Consider the following 25,234-nt stretch of genomic DNA (forward strand, 5'->3'; position numbering starts at 1 on the left):
GCCGCGGTCTCATTCTCCGCCGCCGCGACGGCGGCGCGCCTGTTCGCTGAGGGTGAGGAAGGCGACCGCGCCGAAGAACGCGATCACGAAGCCGAACACCGTCGCGTCGCCGCCGCCGGCGGACTGCGCGAACAGGATCGGGGTGACGCTCAGTCCGAAGAGGCCGACGCCGTACCCGAGCCTGTCGCTGCGGTCGTCGAACCGCGGTGCGGCGGCGAGCAGCGAGATGTCGAACGCGAAGTAGAAGTACGCCGCGCCGACGTAGACGGCGGCGGTTCCGAGCGCGGTCGGGACCGACGAGACCAGCGCGTACACGCCGAGCGCGGGGACGACGCCGACGCCGAGTGCGAGCGGGAGGGCCCTGTTCATACGGGATCGATCCGGATCCGATCGAGTAAAACCCTCGGGGCAGCGGTGGGCTGCGAACGTCGATGAAACTGGCAGGACCGTATTCGAAGCGGGGCGGCGCAGAGTCGCCTGCCGCCGGCCTCAGTACTCCTCGTACGCGAGGTTCATCATCCACTGCGAGAAGGCGTCCGCCTGCGCGTCGACCTCCTCCTCGCCGATGAACGGCGAGAGCATGTCGTCGGCCATAAGCAGCGAGAAGTCGAGGTCGCGCGGGGCGGGCTCCAGGTAGTAGGTGTTGTGGCCGTTGTAGACGGTGTCCTCCCGCTGGATCAGGCCCGACTCCTCTAACGCATCGGCGATGCGGCTCCCCTTCCGCGACGAGACATCGAGTTCCTTCCAGAAGTCGCTCTGGTGGATGCCGCCGGTCTCGCGGATGAGTTCGAGACCGGCGCGCTCGTCCGCCGACAGGTCGGACTCGATTTCAGACGCGCTCATACTCTCTCACGCCTCCCGAATCGGTTAAAACTGGCCTTCCGCTCGGCCCGCCCCGAGCCCGCGCGAGCGCCGCCTCACCAGCGCGTGAACGCGAACTCTCCCCGCGCCGGGCCGACAGTCACGACGCCGACGCCGCGGAAGCCGAGGTTGAGCAGGTGCGGTCGACCGCCGTCGCCGTCACCGGGGTCGTACCCGAACGCGTGCGAGTGACCGCTGAACGCGGCGAACACGTCGTGGTCTCGGACCGCGAGGGCGAGCGCAATCGATCCGGTGTGGAGGTGCTCGCGGTCCGTCTCGCGCGTACCGAGCGCGTGGTGGCGATCGAAGGAGGTACCGAACGGAGGCACGTGCGTCGCGAGCAGCACGTCGGAACGGCGCCGCAGGCGGTCCGAAAGCCGCTCGTACGTCGTCTCGATTTCGGCCATTCCGCGGTGGAACGCGACCGCCTCCTCGTCCGCGATGCCCAGCGACGCGGCGACCTCCTCGGTCGACGCCGCTCCGCTGACGACGCGGTGACACGCGTCGAGCAGGTCGTCCGCGAGACGGTCGGCGGCGTGTCTCCGGTCCTCGCGAGGGGCCGTCCGCGGGTCGAGCGCGTCGAAGTCGGTCTGCGGGAGCGACGGAGCGAGCGACCGGCGCTCGCAGCCCCACCCGACCACGGTGAGGTTCCCGAGCGTCCGCGCGCTCAGGTGCTCCGCGGTGGCCCCGAGAGCGGTGTCGACCACTTCCCCCGGCATCGGCGCTGGGTCGTGGTTCCCCGGGACGTAGACGACCGGGACGTCCGGCGCGAGTCGCCCGATGAACCGGCGGGCCAGCTCGGCATCGTCGTCGCCCGCGCGGTGCGTGAGGTCGCCGAGGACGAGCGCGGCGTCGACGTCCGCCGGCGGCGACACCGCGGCGAGGTCGTAGTCGTCGGCCGCGGGCTTCAGGTGGAGGTCGCCGAAGACGAGGAGCCGCATGACCGCTACGTCCGTCTCCGAGGTAAAAACGCTCCGCCCGTCTCGGTACCGAGTCGCACGGCGGCCGGGGTACGCTCCGCTCCGCCCCGCTACGCCCGGCCCGTCGCGAAGTCGGCCGGGAGCGGCACCGCCTCGGCCGGCGTCTCGCAGGGCGGTCCGTCGGCGTACGCGACGGCGGGGTCGCCGCCGGTCCGGATCCGGGTGAACGAGCGCGTTCCGAACCCGTCGCCGTGGAGGCAGGCGCCGTACTCGTGGTCCGCGAGGACGGCGCTCGCGCAGTCGAGCCACGACGCTCCCGACTCCCCCGGCTCCGGGGCGAGCGCGGCCGCGATCCGCCTCGTGCTGTCGGCCCGCTCCTCGCCGAACGCCCGGCGTCGCTCGGGGACCGCGAACCGCTCCGTCCCGTTGACCACGCCGCCGACGTTGCCGATCACGTGGACGCCCGGGTCGAGCCGGGTCACGGCGAGGCCGCCGTCGTACGCCAAGAGGAACGCCGCGCGGTCGTCGGCGAGGACGAGGTTGAAGCCGTCGTACGCGCGCTCGTCGAGTTCGCGCTCGACGGTCCGCACCGCGTCCTCCGCGGAGGCGGCCGTCAGGCAGTCGCGCACGAGCAGCCCGCGGGAGCGGTCGCCCTCGCGGTCGGCGTCGAGCCAGCGGTTCGTGACGGCGACGACGAGACCGTCCTCGGAGAGGCCGATCCACGTACCGCCGGCCTCAGCGTCGCGCGGGGCCACGTACCGGCCGCCGCCGTCGAACCCCTCGCCGTCGTCTCCGCCGTCACCCTGCCCGCTATCGCCGTCGCCCTCTCGGAGTGCCGGCGGTTCGCTCGGGCGGTCGTGCGCCTCGTCGCGGGTGGCGGCGAGCGCGACGGGGGCGTCGCCGAACGTCCGCCACGCCAGAGTCAGTGTACACACGCCAGCGAGTACGGCCGACCGGGTGAAAACTCCACGGTGGAGTCCCCACACGTGTTTACTCGAAATAAAAGAAATCTTTTGAGGGCCGACCGCTTGGGTCGTGGTATGGACGCGATTGCCGTCTACGAGGGAGCCGACGAACCGGTCGTGACAGAGAGACCGCGACCGGAGCCCGCGCCCGGCGAGGCGCTGGTTCGGACGCTCCGGGTCGGCGTCGACGGGACCGACCACGAGGTCATCGCCGGCGGGCACGGCGGGGCGCCCGCGGGCGAGGACCACCTCGTGTTGGGTCACGAGGCCGTCGGCGTGATCGAGGAGCCGAACGACACGCCGTTCGAGGTCGGCGATGTCGTCGTCCCGACGGTCCGCCGCCCGCCGAACGGCGCCAACGAGTACTTCGCGCGCGGCGAGCCCGACATGGCGCCGGACGGCGAGTACCACGAGCGGGGCATCGTCGGGGCGCACGGGTTCATGGCGGAGTACTTCACCAGCCCGGCCGAGTTTCTCGTCGAGATCCCCCCGGCGCTCGCCGACTGGGGCTTCCTCGTCGAACCGGTCTCGATCGCGGAGAAGGCGATCGAGCACGCGTACGCCAGCCGGTCGGCGTTCCACTGGGAGCCCGAGTCGGCGCTCGTGCTGGGGAACGGGTCGCTCGGCCTGCTGACCGTGGCGACCCTCGACGAGTCGTTCGACCGGATCTACTGTCTCGGACGGCGCGAGCGCCCCGACCCGACGATCGAGATCATCGAGTCGCTCGGAGCGACGTACGTGAACTCCAACGACACCGCGATCCCGGAGGTGCCAGAGGTGTACGAACCGATGGACCTCGTCTTCGAGGCGACCGGCTACGCGCCCCACGCCTTCGAGACGATCGAGGCGCTCGCGCCCAACGGCGTCGGCGCGCTCCTCGGCGTCCCGGGGGACTGGGAGTTCGAAATCGACGGCGGCCGGCTCCACCGGGAGTTCGTCCTCCACAACAAGGCGCTCGTCGGCAGCGTCAACTCCGGGTACGGGCACTTCGAGTCGGCCGTCGAGTCGCTCTCGCGACTCTCCGACGGGTTCCTCGATGATCTCGTGACCGGCGTCCACGGGCTCGACGACTTCGAGGCCGCGTTCGCGGATGACGACACGACTATTAAAACGGCGGTCGAATTTGCCGCGTATGAAGAACGTTGACGACCTCATCGACAGCGCTGCCGAGCTCGCGGAGCGGGGGCTCTCGAAGGGAGAGATCGCGGACGAACTGAACGTCTCCCGCGAGACGGCGAGCTGGCTGGTCGAGCGCGGCGGCGGCGCCGAGACGGACGAGGCGGCCGCGGACGCGGCGGCGTCGGCCGACATCCACGTCGACTGGTCGGCGCTCGGGCGCGACTCGACCCGCCTCGGCTTCGCGGCGAGCGCGATGGCGGACCTGCTGGCCAAACAGGGCGAGGCGGTCGACCTGACCGTCGGCATCGAGAAGGCGGGCGCGCCGCTCGCGACCGCGGTCGCCGACCGGCTCGACACCGACCTCGGTACGTACGCCCCCGCGAAACACCAGTGGGATGAGGGCGACATCGACGAGCACGGCGGCGGCTTCTCGCGGAACTTCGCCGCGATCCGGAACCGCGACTGCTACGTCGTCGACGACATCATCACCTCCGGGACGACGATGCGGGAGTCGATCGACGCGATCCGCGAGCAGGGCGGCGAGCCGGTCGCGTGCGTCGTCCTCGTCGACAAGATGGGGTACGACGACATCGACGGCGTTCCGGTCTACTCGCTCGTCGACGTGGTGCGCGTCGACCGCGAGGAGTAAGCGCCGAGCCGGTCGGCGGTCGGCCCGTCACGTCGCCCGCCCGTGCGGAACCCATTTGCCTCGGCGTCGCGTATCGAGCCGTATGACGTTCAGTCCCGAAGCCGACGCCGACGCCGAAGAGATCGAACAGCGAGTCGAGACGGTCCTCGCCGACAACGACGTGGTACTCTTCATGAAGGGGAACCGTCTGATGCCCCAGTGCGGCTACTCCCAGCGCGCCGTCGAGCTGATCTCCCAGCACGTCGAGGAGTTCGAGACGGTCGACGTGTTGCCCGCGCTGCCGCAGTACCGCGAGGCGCTGGAGTCTCACAGCGGGTGGGAGACGATTCCGCAGACGTTCGTCGACGGCGAGTTCGTCGGCGGCAGCGACGTGCTCGGCGAACTCGACGAGCGCGGCGAGCTCGCCGCGGAACTGGGCGCTGAGTGAGCCGTCGCCCCCGCCGTTGATCCTCCGGTCCGGGCGCGACGTGTACGCGGATCCTGACACATCGAAGGGCAGTCCATATAAACCTACGGTGCGTAGCTACGGTAGGTGCGGCCGTTGCCGCCGCCGCCGTGACCACCGGTTCGACCCCACCGCATTCCACAAACAATGACAGGCCGCGTGTTCCGACTCCATTCGACGCTCGAACTGCCACTCGAAGACGTAGAGACGTACTTCGACGAAGACCCCGATCTGCCGGAGGAGATCGACGACATCGACATCACGCGTCGAAACAACACACTCATCATCAAGGCCCTGTCCGACGACGAGTCGATCAGCAAGTACACGCCCACGGCGCAGCTGAAGGCGTCGGTCACGGAGACCCGCGTCTGGGAGGAGGAACCGCCCCGCGCCGGCGGCCCCCAGTGGATGGACGACGAGGAGGAGGAGATCCCCTCCGAGCTCGTCGAGTTCGCCTGCTTCAAGGGCGACCGCGAGACCGTCCTCCAGAACTCCGCGCTCCAGTACCCGATGTTCCGCGTGCTCCGCAAGATCGCGACGCTCTCCGAGAAGGGGACGCTCACCGCGATCACGGAGGAGGACGGCGAACTGGAGGCGACCCGGATCGTCGAAGGTGAACCCCGTCCCGCCAGCATCGAGGTCGTCGAGAGCCCGCAGGGCGCCGGCGAGGGCGACGGCGGCGTCAACTGGCGCGACAACGAGTTCATCTCCGACTGAGGCGGCGCGTTCGCCGCGGCCGGTCCCGCGTGCGGCGTGCGATTCGCGGCTCCCTCGCCGTCCGACCGCCGACTCTTTATCCGCGCGACTCCCTCTCCCGCTCATGAGCAACTGGGTGAGCCTCTTCTCCGGCGGCAAGGACTCCTCGTGGGCCCTGTACCGCGCGCTGGAGGAAGGGCTCGACGTCTCGCGGCTGCTGACCGTCCACCCCGCCGGCGACTCGTACATGTACCACACGCCGGCGACCGAGCTCGCCGAACTCGCGGCCGAGAGCGTCGGCGTCGACCTCGTCGAGGTGTCGCCGGACGACTTCGGCGCCGCAGACGTCGACGACGCCGGCGCGCAGGGCGACGCGGAGCTGGAGCCGATGGAGGCGGCGCTCCGAGAGATCGCCGCCGCGGACGACCTCGACCTCGCCGGCGTCACGGCCGGCGCCGTCGAGAGCGAGTTCCAGACGGACCGGATTCGGGGGATGTGCGACCGGCTCGGGATCGACCTGTTCGCCCCGCTGTGGCAGCGGGACCCGGTCGAACTCGCGGAGGCGATGTTCGACGCCGACTTCGAGATCCGGATCATCCAAGTGGCGGCGTACGGGCTCGACGAATCATGGCTCGGACGACGGTACGACGCGGACGCGCTCGACGACCTGCTCGCGCTCCGCGAGGAGTACGGCGTCCACCCGCTCGGCGAGGGCGGCGAGTTCGAGACGTACGTCGTCGACGGCCCGCACATGGACCGCCGCATCGACCTGACGTACGACACGGTCTGGGAGGGTGACCGCGGTCACATCGAGGTCCGCGACGCGACGCTGGAGTAGAGCGCCCTTTGAAACGGCGAAAGAGTCCCGTTACGGCCAGTTTCCGGCCTGATCGTACGCGTCCACGATCCGACCGATACCGACGACGTACGCCGCGGTGCGGAGGTTGCGAACGTCGTTCGACTCGTAGGTGTCGACCAGCGTGTCGAACGCCTCCGTGATCACGCGTTCCAGTTCCTCGTTGACGCGCGCCTCGGTCCAACTGAACCGCTGTCGGTTCTGGACCCACTCAAAGTACGACACGGTGACGCCTCCCGCGTTCGCGAGGATGTCGGGGACGACGTTGACGTCGCGGTCGGCGAGCACGTCGTCGGCGTCGGGCGTGAGCGGACCGTTCGCCGCCTCGACGATCAGGTCGGCGCCGACGTCCGCCGCGAGCTCGGCGTCGACCGCGTTCTCCAGCGCGGCCGGGACGAGGCAGTCGACGTCGAGCGTGAGCAGCTCGTCGTTCGTGAGGCCGTCGGCGCCGGGGTAGCCCGTCACCGACCCGGTCTCGGCCTTGTGCGCCTTCACGTCGCGGGGGTCGAGCCCTTCGGGGTCGCGGATCCCGCCGGCGGAGTCGGAGACCGCGACCACGTCGGCGCCGAGGTCGTCGAGCAGCGCCGCCGCGATCGACCCGGCGTTGCCGTACCCCTGAACCGCGACGGTCGCGTCCGCGACGTCGCGGCCGAGCCAGTCGAACGCCTCGCGGGCCGACAGCGCGACGGAGCGACCGGTCGCCTCGACGCGACCCTCGCTGCCGCCGGAGTCGAGCGCCTTCCCCGTGATGACGCCGGGGGCGGTGGTGTTTTCGAGGGTCTCGTAGGTGTCTTTGATCCAGTTCATCTCCCGCTGGCCGGTGTTGACATCCGGCGCGGGGATGTCGCGGTCCTCGCCGATCAGCGGCCGGAGTTCCGTCGCGAACGCCCGCGTGAGTCGCTCCAGCTCGGACTCGGAGTAGTCCGCCGGATCGATCGCGATGCCGCCCTTGCCGCCGCCGTACGGGACGTCGACGACGGCGCACTTGTACGCCATCCAGCCCGACAGCGCCTTCACCTCGTCGCGGGTGACGCCCGGGTGATAGCGGATCCCGCCCTTGTACGGCCCCCGGTCGCCGTTGAACTGCGCGCGGTACGCGCGCACCGTCTCCAGCGAGCCGTCGTCGCGCTCGAACGTCAGGTTCGTCTCCAACACCCGTTCCGGGTTCTTCAGGCGCTCGATGACGCCCGAGTCGGCGTCGACGACCGCCGCGGCGTCGTCTACCTGCTCCCGCAGGCTCTCGAACGGATTCGCCTCCGTAGTCATACGATCAGTCTCGGTGGGCGGTGGTTAACTGTGGCGACCGGTACGGAAATTGTGCGTGCCGACACCGTCCGAACGACGCGCATCGACGCCGATCGAGCGATGCGGGTCGACCCCGTCCACAGCGACAGCCGGGCGGATCGCGACCCGAACGCCGGCCGGGCCACCGATCCGACTCAGCGGGTCCCGTCGGGCGCGCGGTCGAGGATCCGCTCCGCCTGCGCGATCAGCGGCGCGTCGATCATCTCGCCGTCCACCTGGAAGACGGCGCGTCCCTCCCCCTCCGCCTCGTCGCGGGCGTCGAGGACCGCCGCGGCCCACTCGACGTCGTCCGGGTCCGGGGTGAACGCCTCGGTGATCGGGCCTACCTGCGCCGGGTGGATCGCCAGCTTCCCGTCGTAGCCGAGCCGGCGCGCGAACGCGGCGTCCTCCCGGAGCCCCGACTCGTCCGAGAAGTCCGTGTAGACCGTGTCGAGCGCGTCGACGCCGGCCGCGCTCGCGGCGAGGACGACGTGTTCGCGGGCGTACAGCACCTCCGTCCCCTCGTCGGTCCGGGTCGCGCCCACGTCCGCGGCGAGGTCTTCGGCGCCGAACGCGACCGCGTCGGTCGCCTCCGCCGCCGCGATCGCCTCCGCCGCGAGGACGCCCGCCGCCGTCTCGACGAGCGAGAACACTGCGGGATCGCGGCCCCGCTCGGCGCACAGTTCGGCGACGCGCTCGACCCGACCCGCGCCCTCGACCTTCGGGAGCATCACCGCGTCGAGGGTGACCGCGTCGCCGCCCCCCTCTCTGTCGGTACCGATCACTCCGTCGAGGTCGGCCGCGGGCGACTCGGCGGTGAGCCGGACGCAGACCTCCGCGTCCGGGTCGAAGGCGGGGTCCGCGAGCACCTCGCGGACCGCCGCCCTCGCCTCGTCCTTCCGGCCGGGCGCGACGGCGTCCTCGAGGTCGAAACAGATCACGTCGGCGCCGGTTCCCGGCGCCTTCCGCATGAGTTCGGGGCTGTCGCCGGGCGAGAACAGCAGGCTTCGGCGTGGCATGTGCGGGGGTGCGCGGGCGGGCAAATAAAACCCGACGGCCGCCCCGAGAGCGGTACCGATTTCACGCCGCCGGTCGAGCGGGGGCCCATGCCCGGACTGTACTACGAGGAGTTCGAAGTCGGCGAGACGATCGACCACGCGACGCGGCGGACGATAAGCGAGGCCGACAACCAGCGCTTCTGCGACATGACGATGAACCAGCAGCCGCTCCACCTCGACGCCGACTTCGCCGCGGAGACGGAGTTCGGCGAGCGACTGGTGAACGGACTGTACACGATGTCGCTCGCGGTCGGGATGTCGATCCCGGAGACGACCGACGGCACCATCGTCGCGAACCTCTCGTACGACGGCGTCGAACACCCGAACCCGGTGTTCCACGGCGACACGATCCGCGCCCGCTCGACGGTCACCGACAAGCGCGAGACGAGCGACGGCGAGCGCGGCGTCGTCACCATGCGCGTGGAAGCGTTCAAGATCGTCGACGGCGACGACGACGTCTTAGTCTGCGAGTTCGAGCGGACGGTCCTCTCCGAGAAGCGGCCGACGGGGGACGGGGACGGCTGACTGCCTCAGTCGTCCTCGCCGGCGAGCAGCAGCCCGAGGTAGGAGGTGCGAACCTGGTCGTCGGCGTCGAGGCCGAGCCGGTCGAGCGCCTCGATCGCTGCCTCGCGCGCCGCGTCGACCTCGCTTTCGGACTCGACGGCGCGTTCGATCTCGACGTACTCGTCGAGCCCGGTGACGGCGTCGAGCGTCACGGTGAACCCGTCGTACGCCCAGAACTCGCGCCGCTTCTCCACCGTCGCGGCCGGCTCGAAGCCGAGCCCGGAGAGGGCCGCCGCGAGCGCCTCTCCGTCGTCGACGCCCGTCTCGTGTTCGGCGCGGGTCTTCGAGGCCTCGTCGAGGAGGGGTCCCTTATAGGTGATCGTCGCCGCCGGGTCGTCGGCGGAGGACGCCGACCCCTCGCCGTCCGACAGCGGCATCTCGCGCCGGATCCGGAGCGCCTCGTCCGTTTCGGCGAACTCGCGGTGCGGCGCGTCGTAGTACGTGTCGCGCTGTCGCTTGGCGGCGACGTGCTCGGCCCCGACCTCGCGGAGGCGCTCTCGCGTCGCGTCCAGGTCCGCCGGTACCTTGATCTCGACCTCGTACATGCCCGGCACTGCGGTCGGACCGCTCATAAGGAGCGCGGGACGCCGCCGTGCTCCGCGACGAACCGCCGCGACCCGTAGGCCGGCGCGTCGGCCGCCGAATCGCCGCTGTCGCCCGCTCGTCGGCGGGCTTCGGGCCGAACCGTGCTTCTTAAGGGTGTAACAGGTGACCTTCAGGTATGAGCGATCAGGAGCAAGCGGACGCGGCCGCCGAGGCCGAGGAGACCGAGACCGAGACTGACGCTGACGGACTCGAAGACGGCGACTTCGTCCGCGTCGCGTACACGATCCGAACGGCCGACGACGACCGCGTCATCGACACGACCGACAAGGAGACGGCCGAGGACGCCGAGATCGACGTCGACGAGTACGACTTCGAGCCCCGGATCATCGCGCTCGGTGCCGGCCACGTGTTCCCCTCCGTCGAGGAGGCGTTCATCGGCGGCGCCGTCGGCGACGAGGGAACGGTCGACGTCCCGGCCGACGACGCCTTCGGCGAGTACGACCCCGACGAGGTCGAGACCGTCAAGGCCGACAAGATCCCCGAGGACAGCCGCTACCCCGGCGCGCAGGTCCAGATCGACAATCAGCAGGGCCACCTCGAGACGATCATCGGCGGCCGCGCCCGCGTCGACTTTAACCACCCGCTCGCCGGCGAGGACCTCGAGTACGAGTACGAGATCCTCGAAGCCATCGACGACCGCGAGGAGCAGGCCGCCGGCATGCTCGGGATGTACCTCCAGGAGGCGCCCGAGGTCCGCATCGAGACGGAGACCGAGGAGGAGGAGACCGTCACGGAGGACGAGGACGGCGAGGAGACCGTCGAGACCGAGGAGGTCGAGAAGGACATCCTCTACGTCACCGCGACGCAGGCGATGCAGATGAACCAGCAGTGGATGTTCCAGAAACAGCAGATCGCGCAGGACCTCATGGACCGCCTCGACCTCGACCGCGTCGTGATCGAGGAGGTCATCGAGGGCGGCGGCATGGGTGGCCTCGGCGGCATGATGGGCGGCATGGGCGGCGCCGGCGCCGGCGATGTCGACATCGAGGAGGCGCTCGAGGACGTCGACGTCGACGCCGACGAGATCGTCGACGAGATCGACGAAGAGTAACGGACCCCGTCGCTGCCGAGTTTCGCTTCTTCGAGACGCTGGTGCCTCGAGCGGCCGCGCTACGCCGCCACTCACTCCGGTGGCTCAGCCCGCAGCGTCAGGTCGACCGACGAACGGATCGCTTTTGCCCGACGCCGCGCCCACACCGGTATGGAGATCGAACGGGCACGCGAGGACGCGCTCGTCGCCGCGGTCGCGGGCGCGACGACCGTCGCGGTCGCGTTGTTGTCGAGCTTCACCGCCGTCGTCTCGGTTGCGACGCTCCCGACGCTGGCGCCGCTCGCCGTGTACGCGTCGTACCTCTTCTCGCGGAAGGGCGGGCCGTACGGAGCGTTCGACACCGCGCGAAACTGGGCGATCGCTTCGGCCGTCGTCGGCGCGCTAACACTTCTCGCGTCCGTCGTGTCGTAGCCGAATCAAGCGATCGGCCGCGTCAGGCGATGTCGCGGCTCGTGTCGACGGCGACCTCGTCGGTGAGTTTCAACTTCAGCGGCTCCTCCAAGGCGGCGCCGCCGCGGAACTTGGCGACGACGAGCCGGTTCGCGATCTCGGTCCCGGTGACCGTCGTCCGGAGGTCGAACACGATGTCCGCGACCTGTTCCGTGATCCGGCGCGCCTGCGGGTCCTCCCCGCCGCGGAGCGCGTGGAGCAGCGCGACGCCGTCGGCGTCGTCGACCCGAGCACGCACGCCGTCGAGGAACTCGGCGTACGCCGCCGGAGACGCGCCGCGCTCCAGCGGCTCCACGGAGTCGACGATCAGCGTTCCCTCCTCCGGGAGATCGGTCGTGAGCGACGCCGCCTCGTCGAGGTCGCCGATCTCGTCGGTGGCCTCCACCGTCGTCTCCCCGTCCCCGTCGCGGCTGAGCGCCGCCTCCACCGCCCCGGCCGATCGGACGGTCGTGAGGTAGCGGCACCTCCGAACGCGGGCGAACCGGTCCAAGATGAGCTCGGACTGGCTGTCGGGGTTCGCCTTCAACACGACGACGCTACCGCTCGGGAACCCCCCGCCGAACTGTCGGTCCAGCACCGAGACCCCGGTCGGAAGCGTCTCCATATGATCGCTGCCGCCCGTGGAGGTTTGGGTCTGTCGGTGGCGGCTCTCTCGACCGGTCTCGCCACCGAAATCCGCCGCCCCGGAGTCGGCCGCGTCCGTGATTCTCACGCGATCTGCCACCCGTCCGCCGCCGCCGTCTCGCCGAGTCGCCGAGCGAGTTCGTCGTACGCGCTCCGGACCGCGGGGTCGGACAGCGGCTCGGCTCCGCCGTCGGGAACCGCACCGAGGACGGGACAGCCGAGCAGCGTCGCAACCGAGTCCGGTACGCTCGCCTCGCCGACGGCGACCGCCCCGACCGGCGGGCAGTCGAGGCGGCGAGCGATCGCCGCCGTCTTCGCGGCGTCACGGAGCGCGGCGCGGCGGAGCGGCGTCGCGATCAGCGCGCGGTCCGCGGCCCGAAGCGGTGCGGCCGCGTCCGCCGACGCGCCCGCCGGGCAGTCGAGCAACACCGGCGCGCCGTCGGGCGTCGCGCCGTCGAGCGCCGCGAGCGCTCCGAACGCGTCGACCGATCGCGGCGCGTCCGGGGCGGCGAGAACGGTCGGCTCGGAGCGGTCGGGACGGACCGGAACGGTCCCGCGGACCGCGTCGCGGACCGTCGTCTCGTCCTCTGGACCGCTAGGGAGATCGGGATCGGCCGGACCGCCGTCGGTCGCGGTCTCCGCTGCGAGCCGCGCGAGGTTCGGCAGACCCCAGTCGGCGTCGGCCGCGATGGTCCGCGCGCCGCGCCGCGAGAGTGCGCGCGCGAGCCCGAGGGTGGTGGTCGTCTTTCCGCTTCCGCCCTTGCCGCCGGCGACGGCTATCACGGGGGTGGTGCGTCGGTATTCGTCATAAGGAGCGGGCCGGTCGCCGGGGGTGCGGGCGTTCGGCTCGCCGGAACGACGGGCGTAGTCCGCGAGTCAGTCCTGACAGCAGCCGCCGGCTTCCCCACCGAAGTCGACCGCGAGGGGCTCCGAGATGGCTTCGTTGATCGCTTCGAGGGTCTCGTTCAGCTCGTCTTGTGCGTCGAGGTACTCGCTCATCACCGGCATCGAGTGGAGCTCGTCCTGCGCCTCCTGAACGCGCTGAAGTTCGGCGTTCGTCGCCTGCCCGGTCTGGCGGGCCTGCATGAACTCCGCGCGAAGCTGCTCGAACTCGTCGATCGCCGCTTGTACCTCCTCGTCTCGCTGGACCGCGGCCCTCGTCTCCTCGAAGCGCTCGTACTCCGGGGTTTCGGCGATGCGTTCGCCGAGCTCTCGACCGAGGTCCTCGATGGAGACCTGTTCGACGCTCATGTTCTGACATCGTGGCCGAGCGGTTTGAACCTGCCGGAGCCGGGGCTCGGCGGCGACGTTCGGGGTTCGCTACGCCGTCCGAGACGCGACGAACTCGACGACGGCATCGAGCTCTTGCGGGCCGATGCCGTGGCCGCCCGGGAAGCTCCCGCTCGCGACATCGGCGTCGAGAGTTTCGAACCGTTCGACGGCCGCGGTCGTCCGCGACTCGGGAATCACCCGGTCGCCGGCGCCAGCGCCGACGAAGACCGGCTTCCCCTCGATCCCGTCCGGGTCGAGGTCGGCGTGCGACTCCGCGAGGTACCCGTGGAGGGCGACGACCCACGCGTAGCGGTCAGGGTCCTCCAAGAGGAGCGAGAGGCTCGTTATCGCGCCCTGACTGAACCCGAGCAGCCCGAGCCGGTCGGCGTCGAGTCCGTAGGCGTCGACCGCGCGCTCGACGCTCTCACCGATCAGGTCGAGGCTCCGCCGGAAGTCGTCGGCGTCCGGTTGGCTGGACTCCAGCCCGCCCGCCGAGAGGTCCAGTTCGTACCACGTGTACCCGCCCTGAAGCGGATCGGGAGCGCGAAGGCTGACGACGTGGAGCTCGTCGGGCAGTTCGGCCGCGACCGGGAGGAGGTCCTCCTCGTCGGCGCCGCGCCCGTGGAGGACGAAGACGGCGGGCGCGGGCTCGCCGCCGGACTCCTCGTCGGGGGCGACGTGAACGTGTTCGAGCGGAATCTCGGTCATCGGTGCGGGGTTAGCGAGGGCGGCTGTTAGGTCCGTCGACCGCGGCAGCGCGTCGGTTCGGCGGGCCGCTCGTCGTCTCAGGATCGGCCGACTTGGACGCCGAGTGCGACGCGTCGAGACGCCGTGACGACCCCGGCGCGGGGCGAGGGATTCCGACGATCACGAACGTCTGGGACGAAACTCGGGGTCGAACGCGCCGTTTAACCGTCCTGCCGCACAATCCGGTCGACATGAGCGGCTCCACCGAGGGCGACCTGACGAAGACGGGGATGGCCCTCAAGCACGACCGCGAGTGGGACTACGAGCTCGACCGAATCTTGGAGGCCATCGAGGAGCGCGACGCTTCGAAGGTCGGCTTACAGTTCCCCGAGGGGCTCAAGCGCCGCGGTCCGAAGGTCGCGGACGACCTCCGCGAGGTCGCACCCGACGACGTCACGTTCATGCTCTCGGGGCAGCCCTGCTACGGGGCCTGCGACCTCGACACGTACCTGATGCGGCGGACGGACGTGTTCGTTCACTTCGGCCACACGCCGATGAAGGAGTCCGACAGCATCGTTTACGTCCCGCTGTTCTCGAACGTCGACCCGTTCCCGATCATGGAGGACGCGCTGGAGGAGGAACTCGCGCCCCCCGAAGAGGACGCCGACGTGGGCCTCGTCACGACCGCCCAGCACATGAACCGGTTCGAGGAGATGACGGACTGGCTGGAGGAACGCGGCTACGAGGTCCACACCCGCCGGGGCGACGACCGCCTCACGAAGGAGGGGCAGGTGCTCGGCTGTAACTACGCCTCCGCGGACATCGACGCCGAGCAGGTGCTGTACGTCGGCGGCGGGAAGTTCCACCCGGTCGGGCTGGCGATGGAGCACCCGGACAAGCGCGTCGTCATCGCGGACCCGGTCAACAACGCCGTCTCGGTCGCCGAACACGACCAGTTCCTCAAGCAGCGCTACGCCGCGGTCCACAAGGCGATGGACGCCGAGAAGTGGGGCGTCATCTTCTGTACGAAGATCGGGCAGGGCCGCTGGGAGAAGGCCCAGGAGATCGTCGACAACAACGACAACGCCTACCTGATCACGATGGACGAGGTGACGCCGGACCGCCTCCGGAACTTCGACATGGACGCGTTCGTCAACACCGGCTGCCCGCGGATCACGACCGACGACGGCCCGCGGTTCCACAAGCCGATGCTGACGCCGGGCGAGTACGAGGCCGCGATCGGGGAGAAGCCGCTCGACTCGATCGAGTTCGACACGTTCCACGACACCTGGTAGGGCGGCGCACGGAAGCAGGAGACGCTATTTTTTTGGGTACCGTCCTCGGAGCGGAATCGCCGTCACGCTTCGTTCGGCGGATGCACAAAGAGCCCGTCGACCACGAGGGCCCCGGCCGCGAGCGACGCGCCAGCGACGGGAACCGCGTTCCCCTGCGCGAGGAGCGACCCGACCGCGTACACGGCGCAGAACGCGAGCGGGATCGCGAGCAGGACGAGGTCGGCGCGGTCGAGGCCGTCGAGGACCGCCCCCTGTCCGCGGTGGCTCCCGCTCATTCCATGTACCCGAGGTCGCGGAGCTTCTGTGCGATCTGCTTCGCCTCCGCCTCGGAGACCCCGTCGTCCGACTCCATCTCCTGAACAACGACGTGTTTCACGAACTCCTTGACGGAGCCGAACGGTTCGTCTTCGATGTACTCCTCCACGTCCGCGACGAACTCCTTCCGCAGTGAAATCGTGGTGTACTCGCTCATTGGCAAACATCTCCCGCTCCGCCGACAAAAATTTAATTATATCTAATTAGGCCGTTCCGCGGCCCGACACGCTCGATCGGTGAGCGTTCGTCGAAGGGGCCGGCCTCGCGAGCGATCGGCTCGGCGAGCGCCGAGCGGCGAAAGACCAACATTCGATGGAAGCGGCCCTGCCGGCGCGCGTCGGAACAACGTTTATCTGCCGAGCGGACGGGCGTTGAGGGTAAGGTTCTCCGTGATGTCCACACCCAGCGGTTCGATCACCGTCGTCCTCGCCGCGGGAACGCCCGACCGAGCCGCGGAGCTGAAGGACTCGCTTGAGCGCGCGGACGACCGCCTCGCCGTCGAGCCGGTCGCGGGGGCCGACGCGGCCGCGGAGATAATCGAGGACTCGCCCGTCGATTGTCTGGTCACGGTCGGCGACCCGGCGGAACGGACCGGCCTCTCCCTCGTTTCGACGGCCCGCGATCGGCACCCGGAGCTTCCGATCCTGTTTTGCCCCGACCAGACGCTCGACGCGCCCGCCGTGTCCGCGGCGTTCGACGCGGGTGCCACCGACGTCGCGAGGGCGTGTCCCGATTCGGACCGGACGCCCGTCCTCGTTCACCGGGTATCGAACGCCGTCGCGTCCGCCCGCGCCGTCGCGGAGGCGGAGCGGCAGCGCGACCGGTTCGAGGAGTTCGTCCAGGGCGTCTCTCACGACCTGCGGAGCCCGCTCAACGTCGCGCAGGGTCGGCTCGCGATGGCGCAAGCGGAGGGCGGCGGCGAACACGTCGACGACGCGGCGTCAGCGGTCGACCGGACGCTGGAACTACTCTCCGACCTGTTGACGCTCGCGGAACAGGGCGAGCGGCCGGAAGACCTCGATCCGGTCGAACTGGCGGCCCTCGCCGACGAGTGTTGGGCGAACGTCGCGACCGGCGACGCCACGCTGACCGTCGACACCGACCGGCGTATCCTCGCCGACAGCGGGCGGCTGAAGCGGCTGTTGGAGAACCTGTTCCGGAACAGCGTGGAACACGCCGGCGACGACGTGGTCGTCGTTATCGGCGACATCTCCCCGATGTACACGACGACGCGCGCCGGCGCGGTCCTGCCGGCCGGGTTCTTCGTGGCGGACGACGGCCCGGGAATCTCGCCGGAAGCGCGCGACCGCGTGTTCGAGGTGGGGTACACGACGGGCGCGAACGGGACCGGCTTCGGACTGAACATCGTCAGCGAGGTCGCCAGGGCCCACGGGTGGGAGGTCACCGTCTCCGAGGGGGCGCGAGGCGGTGCCAGGTTCGACGTGACCGGCGTCGAGTTCAACGACTGACCGGCTTCAGTCCGCACCCGCGGCCCGCTCGACGTACGTGACCGCCGCCGTTGGCGAGTCGACGGCCTCGACGCCGTCCACGTCGTGCGTGTCGATTCCGGCCACCGGACGGCCCTGCGCGAGTGCGAGCCCGATCTCGGAGAGCGTGCCCCCCGCCCCGTCGACCGCGACCGCGGCATCCCCGTTCATGACGACGAGGGCGTTACGCGCGTGGCCGAGCCCCGTCGCGATCGGCGTCGTGACGTGGGGGTTGGCGTCTCTCCGGTCGTCGGTCGGGAGGATCCCGATCGTCTCGCCGTCGGCCGTCCGGGCCCCGCGACAGACAGCAGCCATGACGCCGCCGAGGCCCCCGCAGACCACGGCGTGGCCCCGCTCGGCGAGCCGCTCGCCGAGGGCCTCCGCGACCGCCGCCGTCTCCGGACCGATCGTACTCCCGCCGATGACGCTGACGCGCATGGCCCGTCGGTGGGTCCGCGCCGGGTAAAATCGGTCGGTCGCGGCCGCGAGGGGCGTCGAGACGGGCTCCCCGCCGATTCTCGTCGTCGAGACGCCCACTGAAACCCTTATCCCTGCCGGCCGTGAATGAGGGCTATGACGTACGATACCGTCGTGTTCGACAACGACGGTGTCCTCGTGGGCCGCACGCGCTTCGACGTGCTCCGGGATGCGACCCGGAACGCGTTCGAGGAGTGCGGCGTCGAGGAGCCCGATCCGGACGACGTAGAGCAGATGACCATCGGTGCGACCCCCGGTAGCGTCGGCACCGTCTGTCAGACGTACGACCTCGACCCGGGGTCGTTCTGGCGGACGCGCGACGACGTGGTGTCGCGGGCCCAACAGCAGGAGGCCCGTCAGGGACGCAAGACGCCGTACGACGACCTCGACGAGCTCCAGGACCTCGACGTCCAGATGGGGATCGTCTCGTCGAACCAGCAGGCAACCGTCGACTTCCTCGTCGATCACTTCGACGGGTTCGACCGGATCGGCGCCGCGTACGGTCGCGAGCCGACGATCCACTCGCTCCAGCTCCGCAAGCCGAACCCCCACTACATCGAGCAGGCGCTCGGCGACCTCGACGCGGACAACGCCCTGTTCGTCGGCGACAACGAGTCCGACGTGCGCGCCGCCGAGAACGCCGGGATCGACTCCGCGTTTATCCGCCGTCCCCACCGCCGCGACTGGGAACTGAACGTCTGGCCGACGTGGGAGATCGACCGGCTCTCCGACCTCCACGACATCGTGGAGTGAGGCCGAGCCCCTTCCGAGCGTCCGCTTTCCGGCAGCGACGCGTCGACGACGACCGCGGGCCGCGTCCGGCGATGAAGCGTTTAAATCGCATGGTGCGTAACTCGCCTCCGTGACCGACTCGCCCCCGTGGGCCGACCTCTTCGGCCATCCCGAACCGTACCCCGAGCAGGCCGACGGCATCGACGCCGCCGTCGACGCCGCCGCGGACGGCGGCTTCCTTGCCCTCGAAGGCGCCTGCGGGACGGGGAAGACGATGCTCGCGCTCACCGCCGGGCTCGACCGCGTCCGCGACCCCGACTCCGACTTCGAGCGGGTCTTCGTCCTCACCAGCGTCAAACAGCAGCTGCGCCAGTTCGAGACGGATCTCCGGGCGGTGAACGAGAACCTGCCGAGCGACTACGACCCCGTCTCTGGTCTCACCCTCGTCGGGAAGGCCGACGTCTGTCCGTACGCCCGCGAGAACCGGGGCGGGATCGACCGCGAGAACGTGTACGAGCGCTGCGAGGGGCTCCGCGAGCGGACCCGGAACCTCGTCGGCGACGGCGGCGCGACGACGACCGCGAACCTCGTGAGCGAGGCGCGGAGCCAGCAGGTGGGACTCATGGACTCGGGGTCGGCGGGACCCGCCGGCGGGACTGCCGCCGCCGACTCGGGCGCGCCCGACGCCGACTACCTCTCCGTCGACGGCGAGCCGACGCCGTATCGCCCCGACACGGAGGAGTACGACGACGTGGAGTTCTGCCCGTTCTACGCCGGCTTCCTCGACGACCTGCCGGAGGACGGCGAGCCCGCCGAGGCGGTCCCGTTCGACGTGACCGAGCTCGGCCACGTCGACGCCGACGAACTCGTCCGGCTCGCGGCGGGCCACGGCTCGTGTCCGCACTCGATCATGGGCGCGCTCGTCCCCGAGGTCGAGGTCGTCATCGGCAACTACTATCACGCGTTCGATCCGGTGACGACGGGGACGTTCACCGGCGCGCTCCTCGACGACTCGACGTTCGTCGTCTGCGACGAGGCGCACATGCTCGAACCGCGCGTCCGGGACCTCGTGAGCGACGCCGTCCGGACGCGAGCCTCCGCGACGCGGAGAACGAGCTCACGCGCGTCGTTCAGCCCCTCTCGTTCGAGAGCGCGGGCGCCGAGTCGGACGACGCCGCCCTCGTCCGCGGCGAGCTGGAGGACGCGGACGTGACCGTCGAGGAGATCGAGGCGGTCCGAGAGTTCTACGCCGACCTCCGCGGCGAGCTCGACCGCCGCGTGACCGCGCACCTCGACCGCGAGCGCCCCGACTGGCGGGCGTCGATGCGCGACCTCGACGACGAGGAGATCCCGCTCCGCGACCCCGAGGAGCCGGGCGAAGACGCGATCACCGAGTGGGCCGACGGCGAGGGGTACGGCGAGCGCGTCTGGGCGCGCGCCGAGCAGGTCGGCGCGGTCGTCAAGCGCGTCCTCGACTCGCTCGAAGACGAGGACAAGCAGCGCGCCGCGCCCGGGGTCGGCCGCACCCTCAACGCCTGGTATCGCCAGGGACACACCGACTTCTTCCGCGCGATCGAGCTCGAACGCACGTTCGACGAGACGAAGCCGCCGGACTCGTGGCGGCGCGCGTACAACGCCCGCCTCGCGCTCCACAACTGCCTTCCGAGCGAACCGATCGGCGACCGGCTCGCCGAGTTCGGCGGCGGCGTCCTCATGAGCGCGACGCTGGAGCCGATGGACCTCTTCCGCGAGGTGACCGGACTCGATCACCTGGCCGAGCGCGGCCGCCCGGTCATCGAGCGGACGTACGGCCTCTCGTTCCCCGAGGAGAACCGCGCGAGCCTCGCGGTCGACGCGCCGAAGTTCACCCACCAGAACCGCGGCGCGCCGGGGGAGGAGAACCCGACGCGGCTCGCGCACCTCGACGCGACGACCGCGGTCGCGCGCCGCGACGGGAACGTCCTCGTCGGCACCCCGAGCTACGCAGAGGCGACGTGGATGGCGGAGTCGCTCTCGGCGCGGCTCGACAAGCCTGTCCTCTTAGACGAGTCCTCCGGCGACCGAGAGACGGAGTCACTGAAGGACGACTTCTTCGCCGGCGACGGCAAGGTGCTGGTGACGAGCCTCCGCGGCACCCTCACGGAGGGCGTCGACTACCGCGGGGACCGGCTCTCGGCGGCCGTCGTCTGCGGCGTCCCGATCATCAACACGGCGCGACCGCAGACGCGGGCGGTAATCACCGCCTACGACTGCCGGTTCGAGTCCGGCTTCGAGACGGCCCTGACGGTGCCCGCCGTCAGAAAGGCGCGGCAGGCGGTCGGCCGCGTCATCCGCGGACCGGACGAGCGAGGCGTCCGCGTCCTCCTCGACGCCCGGTACGCCCGCGACTCGTGGAACGCGGTCAGGGAGTACCTGCCCGATCACGAGCGGGAGGAGTACCAGCCGGTGAGTCCGGACATGCTGGATGTCGCGCTCGACCGGTTCGAGTCGCGCCGGTAGCCGGTGACTAACAGCGCGTTCAATGCGAGTAGGGAGCGCGTTCAATGCGAGTAGGCAGCGCGTAACTACGTCTCCGGGGAACGTGTGTCAACGTATGGAACCACCATTTCCCGGCGAACTGTACCACGTCGTCTGTCGCGAGTGCCCCTTCGAACGGCTGATCGGAATCGCGGGAGACGCGGACGACTACGGCCGCAACCACGCCGCAGACACCGGTCATCGAGTGGTGATCGACCGGGTCGAGTGAGTCTCGGCTCGCCCGGCCCGACGGTCTCGAGCGGGCCCGGTCACCCCGGCCAAGGCGTTTGAACGACCCTCAGACGACGTTCGAGTCGATGTCGCGCGGGAAGTTCGTGAGCCGTTCCGTCCCCGACTCGGTGATCGCCACCGTGTCCGAGTGTCGGTAGCCGTACTCGTCGGTGTACAGCCCGGGCTCGATCGTGTACACGTGGCCGGGCGCCATCACGGCGTCGTCGCCGTCGTAGCGCTCGTCCCAGCCGCGGTCGATGTACGGCGGCTCGTGGGCGCCGAGCCCGATGTTGTGGCCGACGTGGTGTTGCGCCAGGTCGGTCACGCCCTGTTCCTCGAGGTAGTCCCAGACGACCCGATCGACCTCGGCCACCGGGACGCCGGGACCCAAGGCGTCGATTGCGAGCGTCTGCGCTTCCAGCATGAGCTCGAAGTAGTGCTCCTGTTCGTCGGTGTAATCGCCGACGAACATCGTCCGTTCTAACTCCGAGCGGTAGCCGTCGACGTTCGCGGTCGCGCCCGTAACGAGCACGTCGCCCTCGGAGAGCCGCTCGTTCGGGGTGTGCCCGTGCGGGAGCGCGGTCTCCTCGCCGGAGATGTAGCCTGCGTGGACCGGCCCGTCGCCGCGGACGCGGACGCTGTAGGCGTCGCCGAGCGCGTCGAGCATAGCGCGCGACGCCTCCGTGGACGCGCGCTGCGAGACGGTCGCCGGGTGCGCGCCCGGTCCGGAGAAGTCGGCGAGGTAGCGGTGGCCGAGGTTCGCCCACTTCGCGGACTCGCGAATCAGGTCGACCTCCGCGTCGGACTTCGCCCAGCGCATCCGGTCGACCCACGCTTGGGCCCTGACGTCGACCGAGTCGGAAAACGCGGGCCCCTCGTACCCCATCACGCCCGGCGGGCCGTCGGCGTCGGCGGCTATCGTCTCGGCGCCGAGGTCGCGCAGCATCTCGACGGCGACCGAGACGGGCTCGCCACCGGGATAGTCGAAGTAGTGGTGGACGGCGTCGATCCGCGGGTTGGGCTCGACGCGCTCGACCTCCAGCCTCGGAACGGTTATCTCGACGCGGTCGTCGGTGACCGCGAGGACGACCGGCCGCTCCGTCTGGATGTGGTGGAAGCCGGTGAGGTACTCTATCGCCGTCGCGCCGACCCACGTCGCGGCGTCGGCGTCGGTGTCGGCGAGCCGGTCTCGGACGGCGGCGAGCCGGTCGTCGAAGGTCGACTCGGGAAGTCGCGTGGCCATGGCTCAGGGATGTGCGAACGCGCGCATAAAAAGTCGGGTAGCGGAACGCGAAGTACGGGCGTCTTCGACGCCGGCTCAGCTCTCGCGGCGAGCGAAGGCGAGGTTGCCGGAGACGTTCTTGATGTAGGCGGTCACGGTCTCGCCCTCCTGCGCGCCGGGGACGAAGATGGTGTACTCGCCGCGCTCGGCGACCCCGTCGCCCTTGCGGCCGGTGCCGACGATCTCGAGCTCGTAGGTGTTGCCCGACTCGACGGCGTCCTCCTGCCGCTGGGTGTCGGAGGTGTTCTGCTTCGCCACCGGTCGGAAGGCCCCGCAGGCCTCACAGCGGAGCATCGGCGTCCGGTTCTCGGTCTCCAGTCGCGTGTCGGGGAGGCCGCACTCCGAGCAGGTGACGAACGACTCGATGTACGAGTCGATCGCGGCCTGGAAGTCGCGCTCGCGGAAGTTCCCGCTGTAGCGCGCGCGGCCGTCCTCGTACTGCCCGGCCGTCCCGAGCTCCTGCTGTATCTTCGAGTGGACGTGTTCGGGGTCGCGGCTCAGCGCGTCGGCGATCGCGGAGAGGTTCGTCAGTCGCGTGAACGCCCCGTCCTTCTGCGTTTCGGGGTCGGGTACCGACAGCCGCTCGTCGGAGCCGCCGAGGTCCGGCACCTCCTCCATCGCGCGGTCGAGGCTCGATTCGTAATCCATACGCGATGGAACGACAGCGCGACGGAAATCGCTTCCGGGTTCGGAGCGGCAGCCCGGAATGGACCCGGTGCTAGGAGAGTGGCAGTCGGTCAGAAGTAGCGGGAGGTAGATTTGAACTACCGATCTCCGGGTTATGAGCCCGGCGGAATCTCCTGGCTATCCCATCCCGCTATCGTAGCACAATCGCGTGTGACTGTTAAGGGTTCTGATCCCGCCGCCGGTGTGCGATTCGTCCACGCGTCTGCGCCGTTCGCGTTCCCCCGAATCGGTGCCGCGGGGACGTTCGATCACTCCTCGCTCGCGGCTTCGCCGTCCTCCGCTCGCGCCGCGATGGCCCTGATCCGTACTCGCAGCGCGAGAACCACATATCCATCGCTGAACACCGATCCGACGGACCCGTCGATCACTTCCCGACGGTCCGCGGCCGAGCGTAAAAATGATCCCGGGACCGCCCCTCCATTGCGTCGGCCGCAAACAATTTCACACATCATAGATAGTGATAGACGATGTACAAGCCGCTGTTGACGACGGACTTTCTGGACCGGGCGCGACGCCACTACGCCGACGAGGAGGCCGTCCTCGCGGTCGACGGGACGCGGTACACGTACGCCGAACTCGGCGACCGCGCCGACCGCTTCTCCGCCGCGCTTCAGGCGCGCGGGATCGAGAAGGGCGACCGGGTCGCGGTGTTGGACCCGAACACGCACTACCACTTGGAGGCCGCCTACGGCGCGATGCAGGTCGGGGCGATCCACGCCCCGCTGAACTACCGGCTTACGCCGGACGACTTCTCGTACATGCTCTCCGACGCCGGAGTCGACGCCATCTACGCCGACGCCGAGTACGCCCCGAACGTCGAGGCGATCCACGACGAGGTGCCCACGGAGACGTTCCTCACGAACGACGCCGACGCGGTCGAAGGCGACTGGGAGTCGTTCGACGCGGCGCTCGACGACGCGGACCCGGACGCCTACGAACGGCCGGCAATGGACGAGGACGACGTGATCACGATCAACTACACCTCCGGCACCACCGGCGACCCGAAGGGCGTGTGTCGGACCCACCGGGCCGAGACGCTCCACGCGTACCTCATCTCCATCCATCAGGAAATAACGGACGACGAAGTGTACCTCTGGACGCTACCGATGTTCCACGTCAACGGCTGGGGCCACATCTACGCGATCACCGGGGCCGGCGCTCGCCACGTCTGTACCCGCGGGGTCGACGTCGCCGAGACGTTCGACCGGATCCGGAGCGAGGACGTGTCGTACTTCTGTGCGGCGCCGACCGTCCTCAACATGCTCGGCGACCACCACGCCGAACACGGCGGCGCGACGGCCGGCGACAACGACGTGCGGGTCGCCACCGCGGGCGCGGCGCCGCCGGAGGCGACGATCCGCACCGTCGAGGAGGAGTTCGGCTGGGATCTCAAACACGTGTACGGCGCGACCGAGACGGGGCCGCTGATCACCACCTCCGACGCGAAGCGCCACTTCGAGGCGGACTCGGACGACCGCTTCGCCGTGAAGAAGACGCAGGGGATCGGCTACCTCGGCACCGACGTACGCGTCGTCGACGAGAACGGTGAGGACGTGGCCGCGGACGGCGAGACGATCGGCGAGATCGTCGTCCGCGGTAATCAAGTGATGGACCGCTACTGGAACAAGCCCGAGGCCACCGATGAGGCGTTCTCCGAGCGGTTGGAGGGGTACTACCACATGGGCGATCTGGCCGTCGTCGACGAGGACGGGTTCGTCTCGATACAGGACCGCAAGAAGGACATCATCATCTCCGGCGGGGAGAACATCTCCTCGATCGAACTGGAGGACACACTCTTCGAGCACGACGTCGTCTCCGACGTGGCCGTGATCCCCGCGCCCGACGAGCGGTGGGGCGAGACCCCGAAGGCCTTCGTCGTCCCCGAGGGCGGTGACCCCGACGACGCGGGCGCGACGCCCGAGGAGCTGAAGACGTTCGTCCGCGAGCGCGTCGCGGACTACAAGACGCCGGGCGAGGTGGAGTTCGTCGCCGAACTCCCGACCACCGCGACCGGCAAGATCCAGAAGTACGAACTGCGCGAGCGCGAGTGGGACGAGGAGGACCGGATGGTCGGCGAGGGATAACCGGCGCCTCTCCCGCGGTC

Annotated in this window: 29 protein-coding genes, 1 tRNA gene and 1 pseudogene; 14 read left to right on the forward strand and 17 right to left on the reverse strand. The window is 69.9% G+C overall.

Annotated elements, in window-relative coordinates; genetic code table 11:
• Positions 1-9 precede the first annotated feature (9 nt).
• From B9H04_RS03620 to B9H04_RS03635, 4 genes are all read right to left on the reverse strand, one after another.
• Positions 10-369 (reverse strand): hypothetical protein, encoded by a 360-nt coding sequence (locus B9H04_RS03620; protein WP_049930011.1) that lies wholly within the window; start codon positions 367-369, stop codon positions 10-12.
• A 120-nt stretch (positions 370-489) separates the two neighbouring features.
• On the reverse strand, positions 490-843 hold the full coding sequence (locus B9H04_RS03625; protein WP_049930010.1) for a helix-turn-helix transcriptional regulator: 354 nt from the start codon (positions 841-843) through the stop codon (positions 490-492).
• A gap of 74 nt (positions 844-917) precedes the next feature.
• Positions 918-1,802, reverse strand: coding sequence for a metallophosphoesterase family protein (locus B9H04_RS03630; RefSeq protein WP_049930008.1), 885 nt, complete (start codon positions 1,800-1,802; stop codon positions 918-920).
• Between the two features lie 89 nt (positions 1,803-1,891).
• Complete coding sequence (locus tag B9H04_RS03635) at positions 1,892-2,716, reverse strand: NRDE family protein (protein ID WP_049930007.1); 825 nt, start codon at positions 2,714-2,716, stop codon at positions 1,892-1,894.
• A 105-nt stretch (positions 2,717-2,821) separates the two neighbouring features.
• Between B9H04_RS03635 and B9H04_RS03640 the strand changes: the two genes are divergently transcribed.
• From B9H04_RS03640 to B9H04_RS03660, 5 genes are all read left to right on the forward strand, one after another.
• Positions 2,822-3,892 carry a glucose 1-dehydrogenase gene (locus B9H04_RS03640; protein ID WP_049930005.1) on the forward strand — a complete coding sequence of 357 codons (1,071 nt, stop codon included), beginning with the start codon at positions 2,822-2,824 and terminating at the stop codon, positions 3,890-3,892.
• A complete protein-coding gene (gene gfcR, locus B9H04_RS03645; RefSeq protein WP_049930004.1) occupies positions 3,879-4,514 on the forward strand; it encodes a transcriptional regulator GfcR in 636 nt (211 codons plus the stop codon). Before B9H04_RS03640 ends, gfcR begins: the two co-directional genes overlap by 14 nt.
• An 82-nt stretch (positions 4,515-4,596) precedes the next feature.
• Positions 4,597-4,941 (forward strand): glutaredoxin family protein, encoded by a 345-nt coding sequence (locus tag B9H04_RS03650; protein WP_049930003.1) that lies wholly within the window; start codon positions 4,597-4,599, stop codon positions 4,939-4,941.
• Positions 4,942-5,106: 165 nt separating this feature from the next.
• Positions 5,107-5,676, forward strand: coding sequence for a DUF7110 family protein (locus tag B9H04_RS03655; protein ID WP_049930001.1), 570 nt, complete (start codon positions 5,107-5,109; stop codon positions 5,674-5,676).
• Positions 5,677-5,779: 103 nt separating this feature from the next.
• On the forward strand, positions 5,780-6,493 hold the full coding sequence (locus tag B9H04_RS03660) for a diphthine--ammonia ligase (protein WP_049929999.1): 714 nt from the start codon (positions 5,780-5,782) through the stop codon (positions 6,491-6,493).
• Between the two features lie 30 nt (positions 6,494-6,523).
• Here the strand turns inward: B9H04_RS03660 and B9H04_RS03665 are convergent, their stop codons facing one another.
• Both B9H04_RS03665 and B9H04_RS03670 read right to left on the reverse strand, forming a co-directional pair.
• Complete coding sequence (locus B9H04_RS03665) at positions 6,524-7,777, reverse strand: Glu/Leu/Phe/Val family dehydrogenase (protein WP_049929998.1); 1,254 nt, start codon at positions 7,775-7,777, stop codon at positions 6,524-6,526.
• Positions 7,778-7,950: 173 nt separating this feature from the next.
• Entirely contained in the window at positions 7,951-8,814 is an 864-nt protein-coding gene (locus B9H04_RS03670) for an HpcH/HpaI aldolase/citrate lyase family protein (RefSeq protein ID WP_049929997.1), read from the reverse strand.
• Positions 8,815-8,901: 87 nt separating this feature from the next.
• Between B9H04_RS03670 and B9H04_RS03675 the strand changes: the two genes are divergently transcribed.
• Positions 8,902-9,378 (forward strand): MaoC family dehydratase, encoded by a 477-nt coding sequence (locus B9H04_RS03675; protein ID WP_049929996.1) that lies wholly within the window; start codon positions 8,902-8,904, stop codon positions 9,376-9,378.
• Positions 9,379-9,383: 5 nt separating this feature from the next.
• Here the strand turns inward: B9H04_RS03675 and cyaB are convergent, their stop codons facing one another.
• Complete coding sequence (cyaB, locus tag B9H04_RS03680) at positions 9,384-9,962, reverse strand: class IV adenylate cyclase (RefSeq protein ID WP_049929995.1); 579 nt, start codon at positions 9,960-9,962, stop codon at positions 9,384-9,386.
• Positions 9,963-10,138: 176 nt separating this feature from the next.
• Here cyaB and B9H04_RS03685 point away from each other — a divergent pair, with 176 nt between their 5' ends.
• Together B9H04_RS03685 and B9H04_RS03690 are read left to right on the forward strand one after the other, a co-directional pair.
• Positions 10,139-11,074 carry an FKBP-type peptidyl-prolyl cis-trans isomerase gene (locus B9H04_RS03685; protein WP_049929994.1) on the forward strand — a complete coding sequence of 312 codons (936 nt, stop codon included), beginning with the start codon at positions 10,139-10,141 and terminating at the stop codon, positions 11,072-11,074.
• A gap of 150 nt (positions 11,075-11,224) precedes the next feature.
• The gene (locus B9H04_RS03690; protein WP_049929993.1) at positions 11,225-11,485 is read left to right on the forward strand and encodes a hypothetical protein; all 261 of its coding nucleotides are present in this window, start codon (positions 11,225-11,227) and stop codon (positions 11,483-11,485) included.
• 22 nt (positions 11,486-11,507) lie between these two features.
• Here B9H04_RS03690 and B9H04_RS03695 read toward each other — a convergent pair whose 3' ends face one another.
• The 4 genes from B9H04_RS03695 to B9H04_RS03710 all read right to left on the reverse strand — a co-directional run bounded on the left by B9H04_RS03695 (position 11,508) and on the right by B9H04_RS03710 (position 14,128).
• Positions 11,508-12,128 (reverse strand): RAD55 family ATPase, encoded by a 621-nt coding sequence (locus B9H04_RS03695; RefSeq protein ID WP_049929992.1) that lies wholly within the window; start codon positions 12,126-12,128, stop codon positions 11,508-11,510.
• A 104-nt stretch (positions 12,129-12,232) separates the two neighbouring features.
• Positions 12,233-12,931 carry a nucleotide-binding protein gene (locus B9H04_RS03700; protein WP_049929991.1) on the reverse strand — a complete coding sequence of 233 codons (699 nt, stop codon included), beginning with the start codon at positions 12,929-12,931 and terminating at the stop codon, positions 12,233-12,235.
• A 93-nt stretch (positions 12,932-13,024) separates the two neighbouring features.
• The gene (locus tag B9H04_RS03705; RefSeq protein WP_049929990.1) at positions 13,025-13,399 is read right to left on the reverse strand and encodes a YlbF family regulator; all 375 of its coding nucleotides are present in this window, start codon (positions 13,397-13,399) and stop codon (positions 13,025-13,027) included.
• Positions 13,400-13,468: 69 nt separating this feature from the next.
• Positions 13,469-14,128, reverse strand: coding sequence for an alpha/beta hydrolase (locus tag B9H04_RS03710; protein ID WP_049929989.1), 660 nt, complete (start codon positions 14,126-14,128; stop codon positions 13,469-13,471).
• 230 nt (positions 14,129-14,358) lie between these two features.
• Here B9H04_RS03710 and dph2 point away from each other — a divergent pair, with 230 nt between their 5' ends.
• Complete coding sequence (dph2, locus tag B9H04_RS03715; RefSeq protein WP_049929987.1) at positions 14,359-15,402, forward strand: diphthamide biosynthesis enzyme Dph2; 1,044 nt, start codon at positions 14,359-14,361, stop codon at positions 15,400-15,402.
• Positions 15,403-15,464: 62 nt separating this feature from the next.
• On the opposite strand, the gene B9H04_RS03720 is transcribed toward dph2, so the two are convergent.
• Positions 15,465-15,677, reverse strand: a complete 213-nt coding sequence (locus B9H04_RS03720; protein WP_049929986.1) for a hypothetical protein — start codon at positions 15,675-15,677, stop codon at positions 15,465-15,467.
• Positions 15,674-15,874, reverse strand: coding sequence for a hypothetical protein (locus tag B9H04_RS03725; protein WP_049929984.1), 201 nt, complete (start codon positions 15,872-15,874; stop codon positions 15,674-15,676). Before B9H04_RS03725 ends, B9H04_RS03720 begins: the two co-directional genes overlap by 4 nt.
• A gap of 235 nt (positions 15,875-16,109) precedes the next feature.
• Here B9H04_RS03725 and B9H04_RS03730 point away from each other — a divergent pair, with 235 nt between their 5' ends.
• A complete protein-coding gene (locus B9H04_RS03730; RefSeq protein ID WP_049929982.1) occupies positions 16,110-17,186 on the forward strand; it encodes a receiver/sensor box histidine kinase in 1,077 nt (358 codons plus the stop codon).
• A 6-nt stretch (positions 17,187-17,192) separates the two neighbouring features.
• On the opposite strand, the gene B9H04_RS03735 is transcribed toward B9H04_RS03730, so the two are convergent.
• Entirely contained in the window at positions 17,193-17,642 is a 450-nt protein-coding gene (locus B9H04_RS03735; RefSeq protein WP_049930106.1) for a TIGR00725 family protein, read from the reverse strand.
• Between the two features lie 135 nt (positions 17,643-17,777).
• On the opposite strand from B9H04_RS03735, the gene B9H04_RS03740 reads away from it, so the two are divergent.
• The 3 genes and pseudogenes from B9H04_RS03740 to B9H04_RS18545 all read left to right on the forward strand — a co-directional run bounded on the left by B9H04_RS03740 (position 17,778) and on the right by B9H04_RS18545 (position 21,159).
• Positions 17,778-18,434, forward strand: a complete 657-nt coding sequence (locus B9H04_RS03740; protein ID WP_049929980.1) for an HAD family hydrolase — start codon at positions 17,778-17,780, stop codon at positions 18,432-18,434.
• A 109-nt stretch (positions 18,435-18,543) separates the two neighbouring features.
• Positions 18,544-20,912: pseudogene (locus B9H04_RS03745) on the forward strand (ATP-dependent DNA helicase).
• Positions 20,913-21,006: 94 nt separating this feature from the next.
• Positions 21,007-21,159: a hypothetical protein gene (locus B9H04_RS18545; protein WP_169514828.1), complete on the forward strand. Its 153-nt coding sequence runs from the start codon at positions 21,007-21,009 to the stop codon at positions 21,157-21,159.
• Between the two features lie 69 nt (positions 21,160-21,228).
• Here the strand turns inward: B9H04_RS18545 and B9H04_RS03750 are convergent, their stop codons facing one another.
• The 3 genes from B9H04_RS03750 to B9H04_RS03760 form a co-directional block, all read right to left on the reverse strand.
• Positions 21,229-22,404 carry a M24 family metallopeptidase gene (locus B9H04_RS03750; RefSeq protein ID WP_049929977.1) on the reverse strand — a complete coding sequence of 392 codons (1,176 nt, stop codon included), beginning with the start codon at positions 22,402-22,404 and terminating at the stop codon, positions 21,229-21,231.
• Between the two features lie 75 nt (positions 22,405-22,479).
• Positions 22,480-23,091, reverse strand: a complete 612-nt coding sequence (locus B9H04_RS03755; protein WP_049929975.1) for a translation initiation factor IF-2 subunit beta — start codon at positions 23,089-23,091, stop codon at positions 22,480-22,482.
• Between the two features lie 96 nt (positions 23,092-23,187).
• A tRNA-Met gene (locus tag B9H04_RS03760) sits at positions 23,188-23,262 on the reverse strand.
• A gap of 335 nt (positions 23,263-23,597) precedes the next feature.
• Here B9H04_RS03760 and B9H04_RS03765 point away from each other — a divergent pair.
• Entirely contained in the window at positions 23,598-25,214 is a 1,617-nt protein-coding gene (locus tag B9H04_RS03765; protein WP_049929974.1) for a long-chain-fatty-acid--CoA ligase, read from the forward strand.
• Positions 25,215-25,234: the final 20 nt, after the last annotated feature.

The sequence above is a fragment of the Halorubrum ezzemoulense DSM 17463 genome (genome assembly GCF_002114285.1).
Taxonomy (GTDB): Archaea; Halobacteriota; Halobacteria; order Halobacteriales; family Haloferacaceae; genus Halorubrum; species Halorubrum ezzemoulense.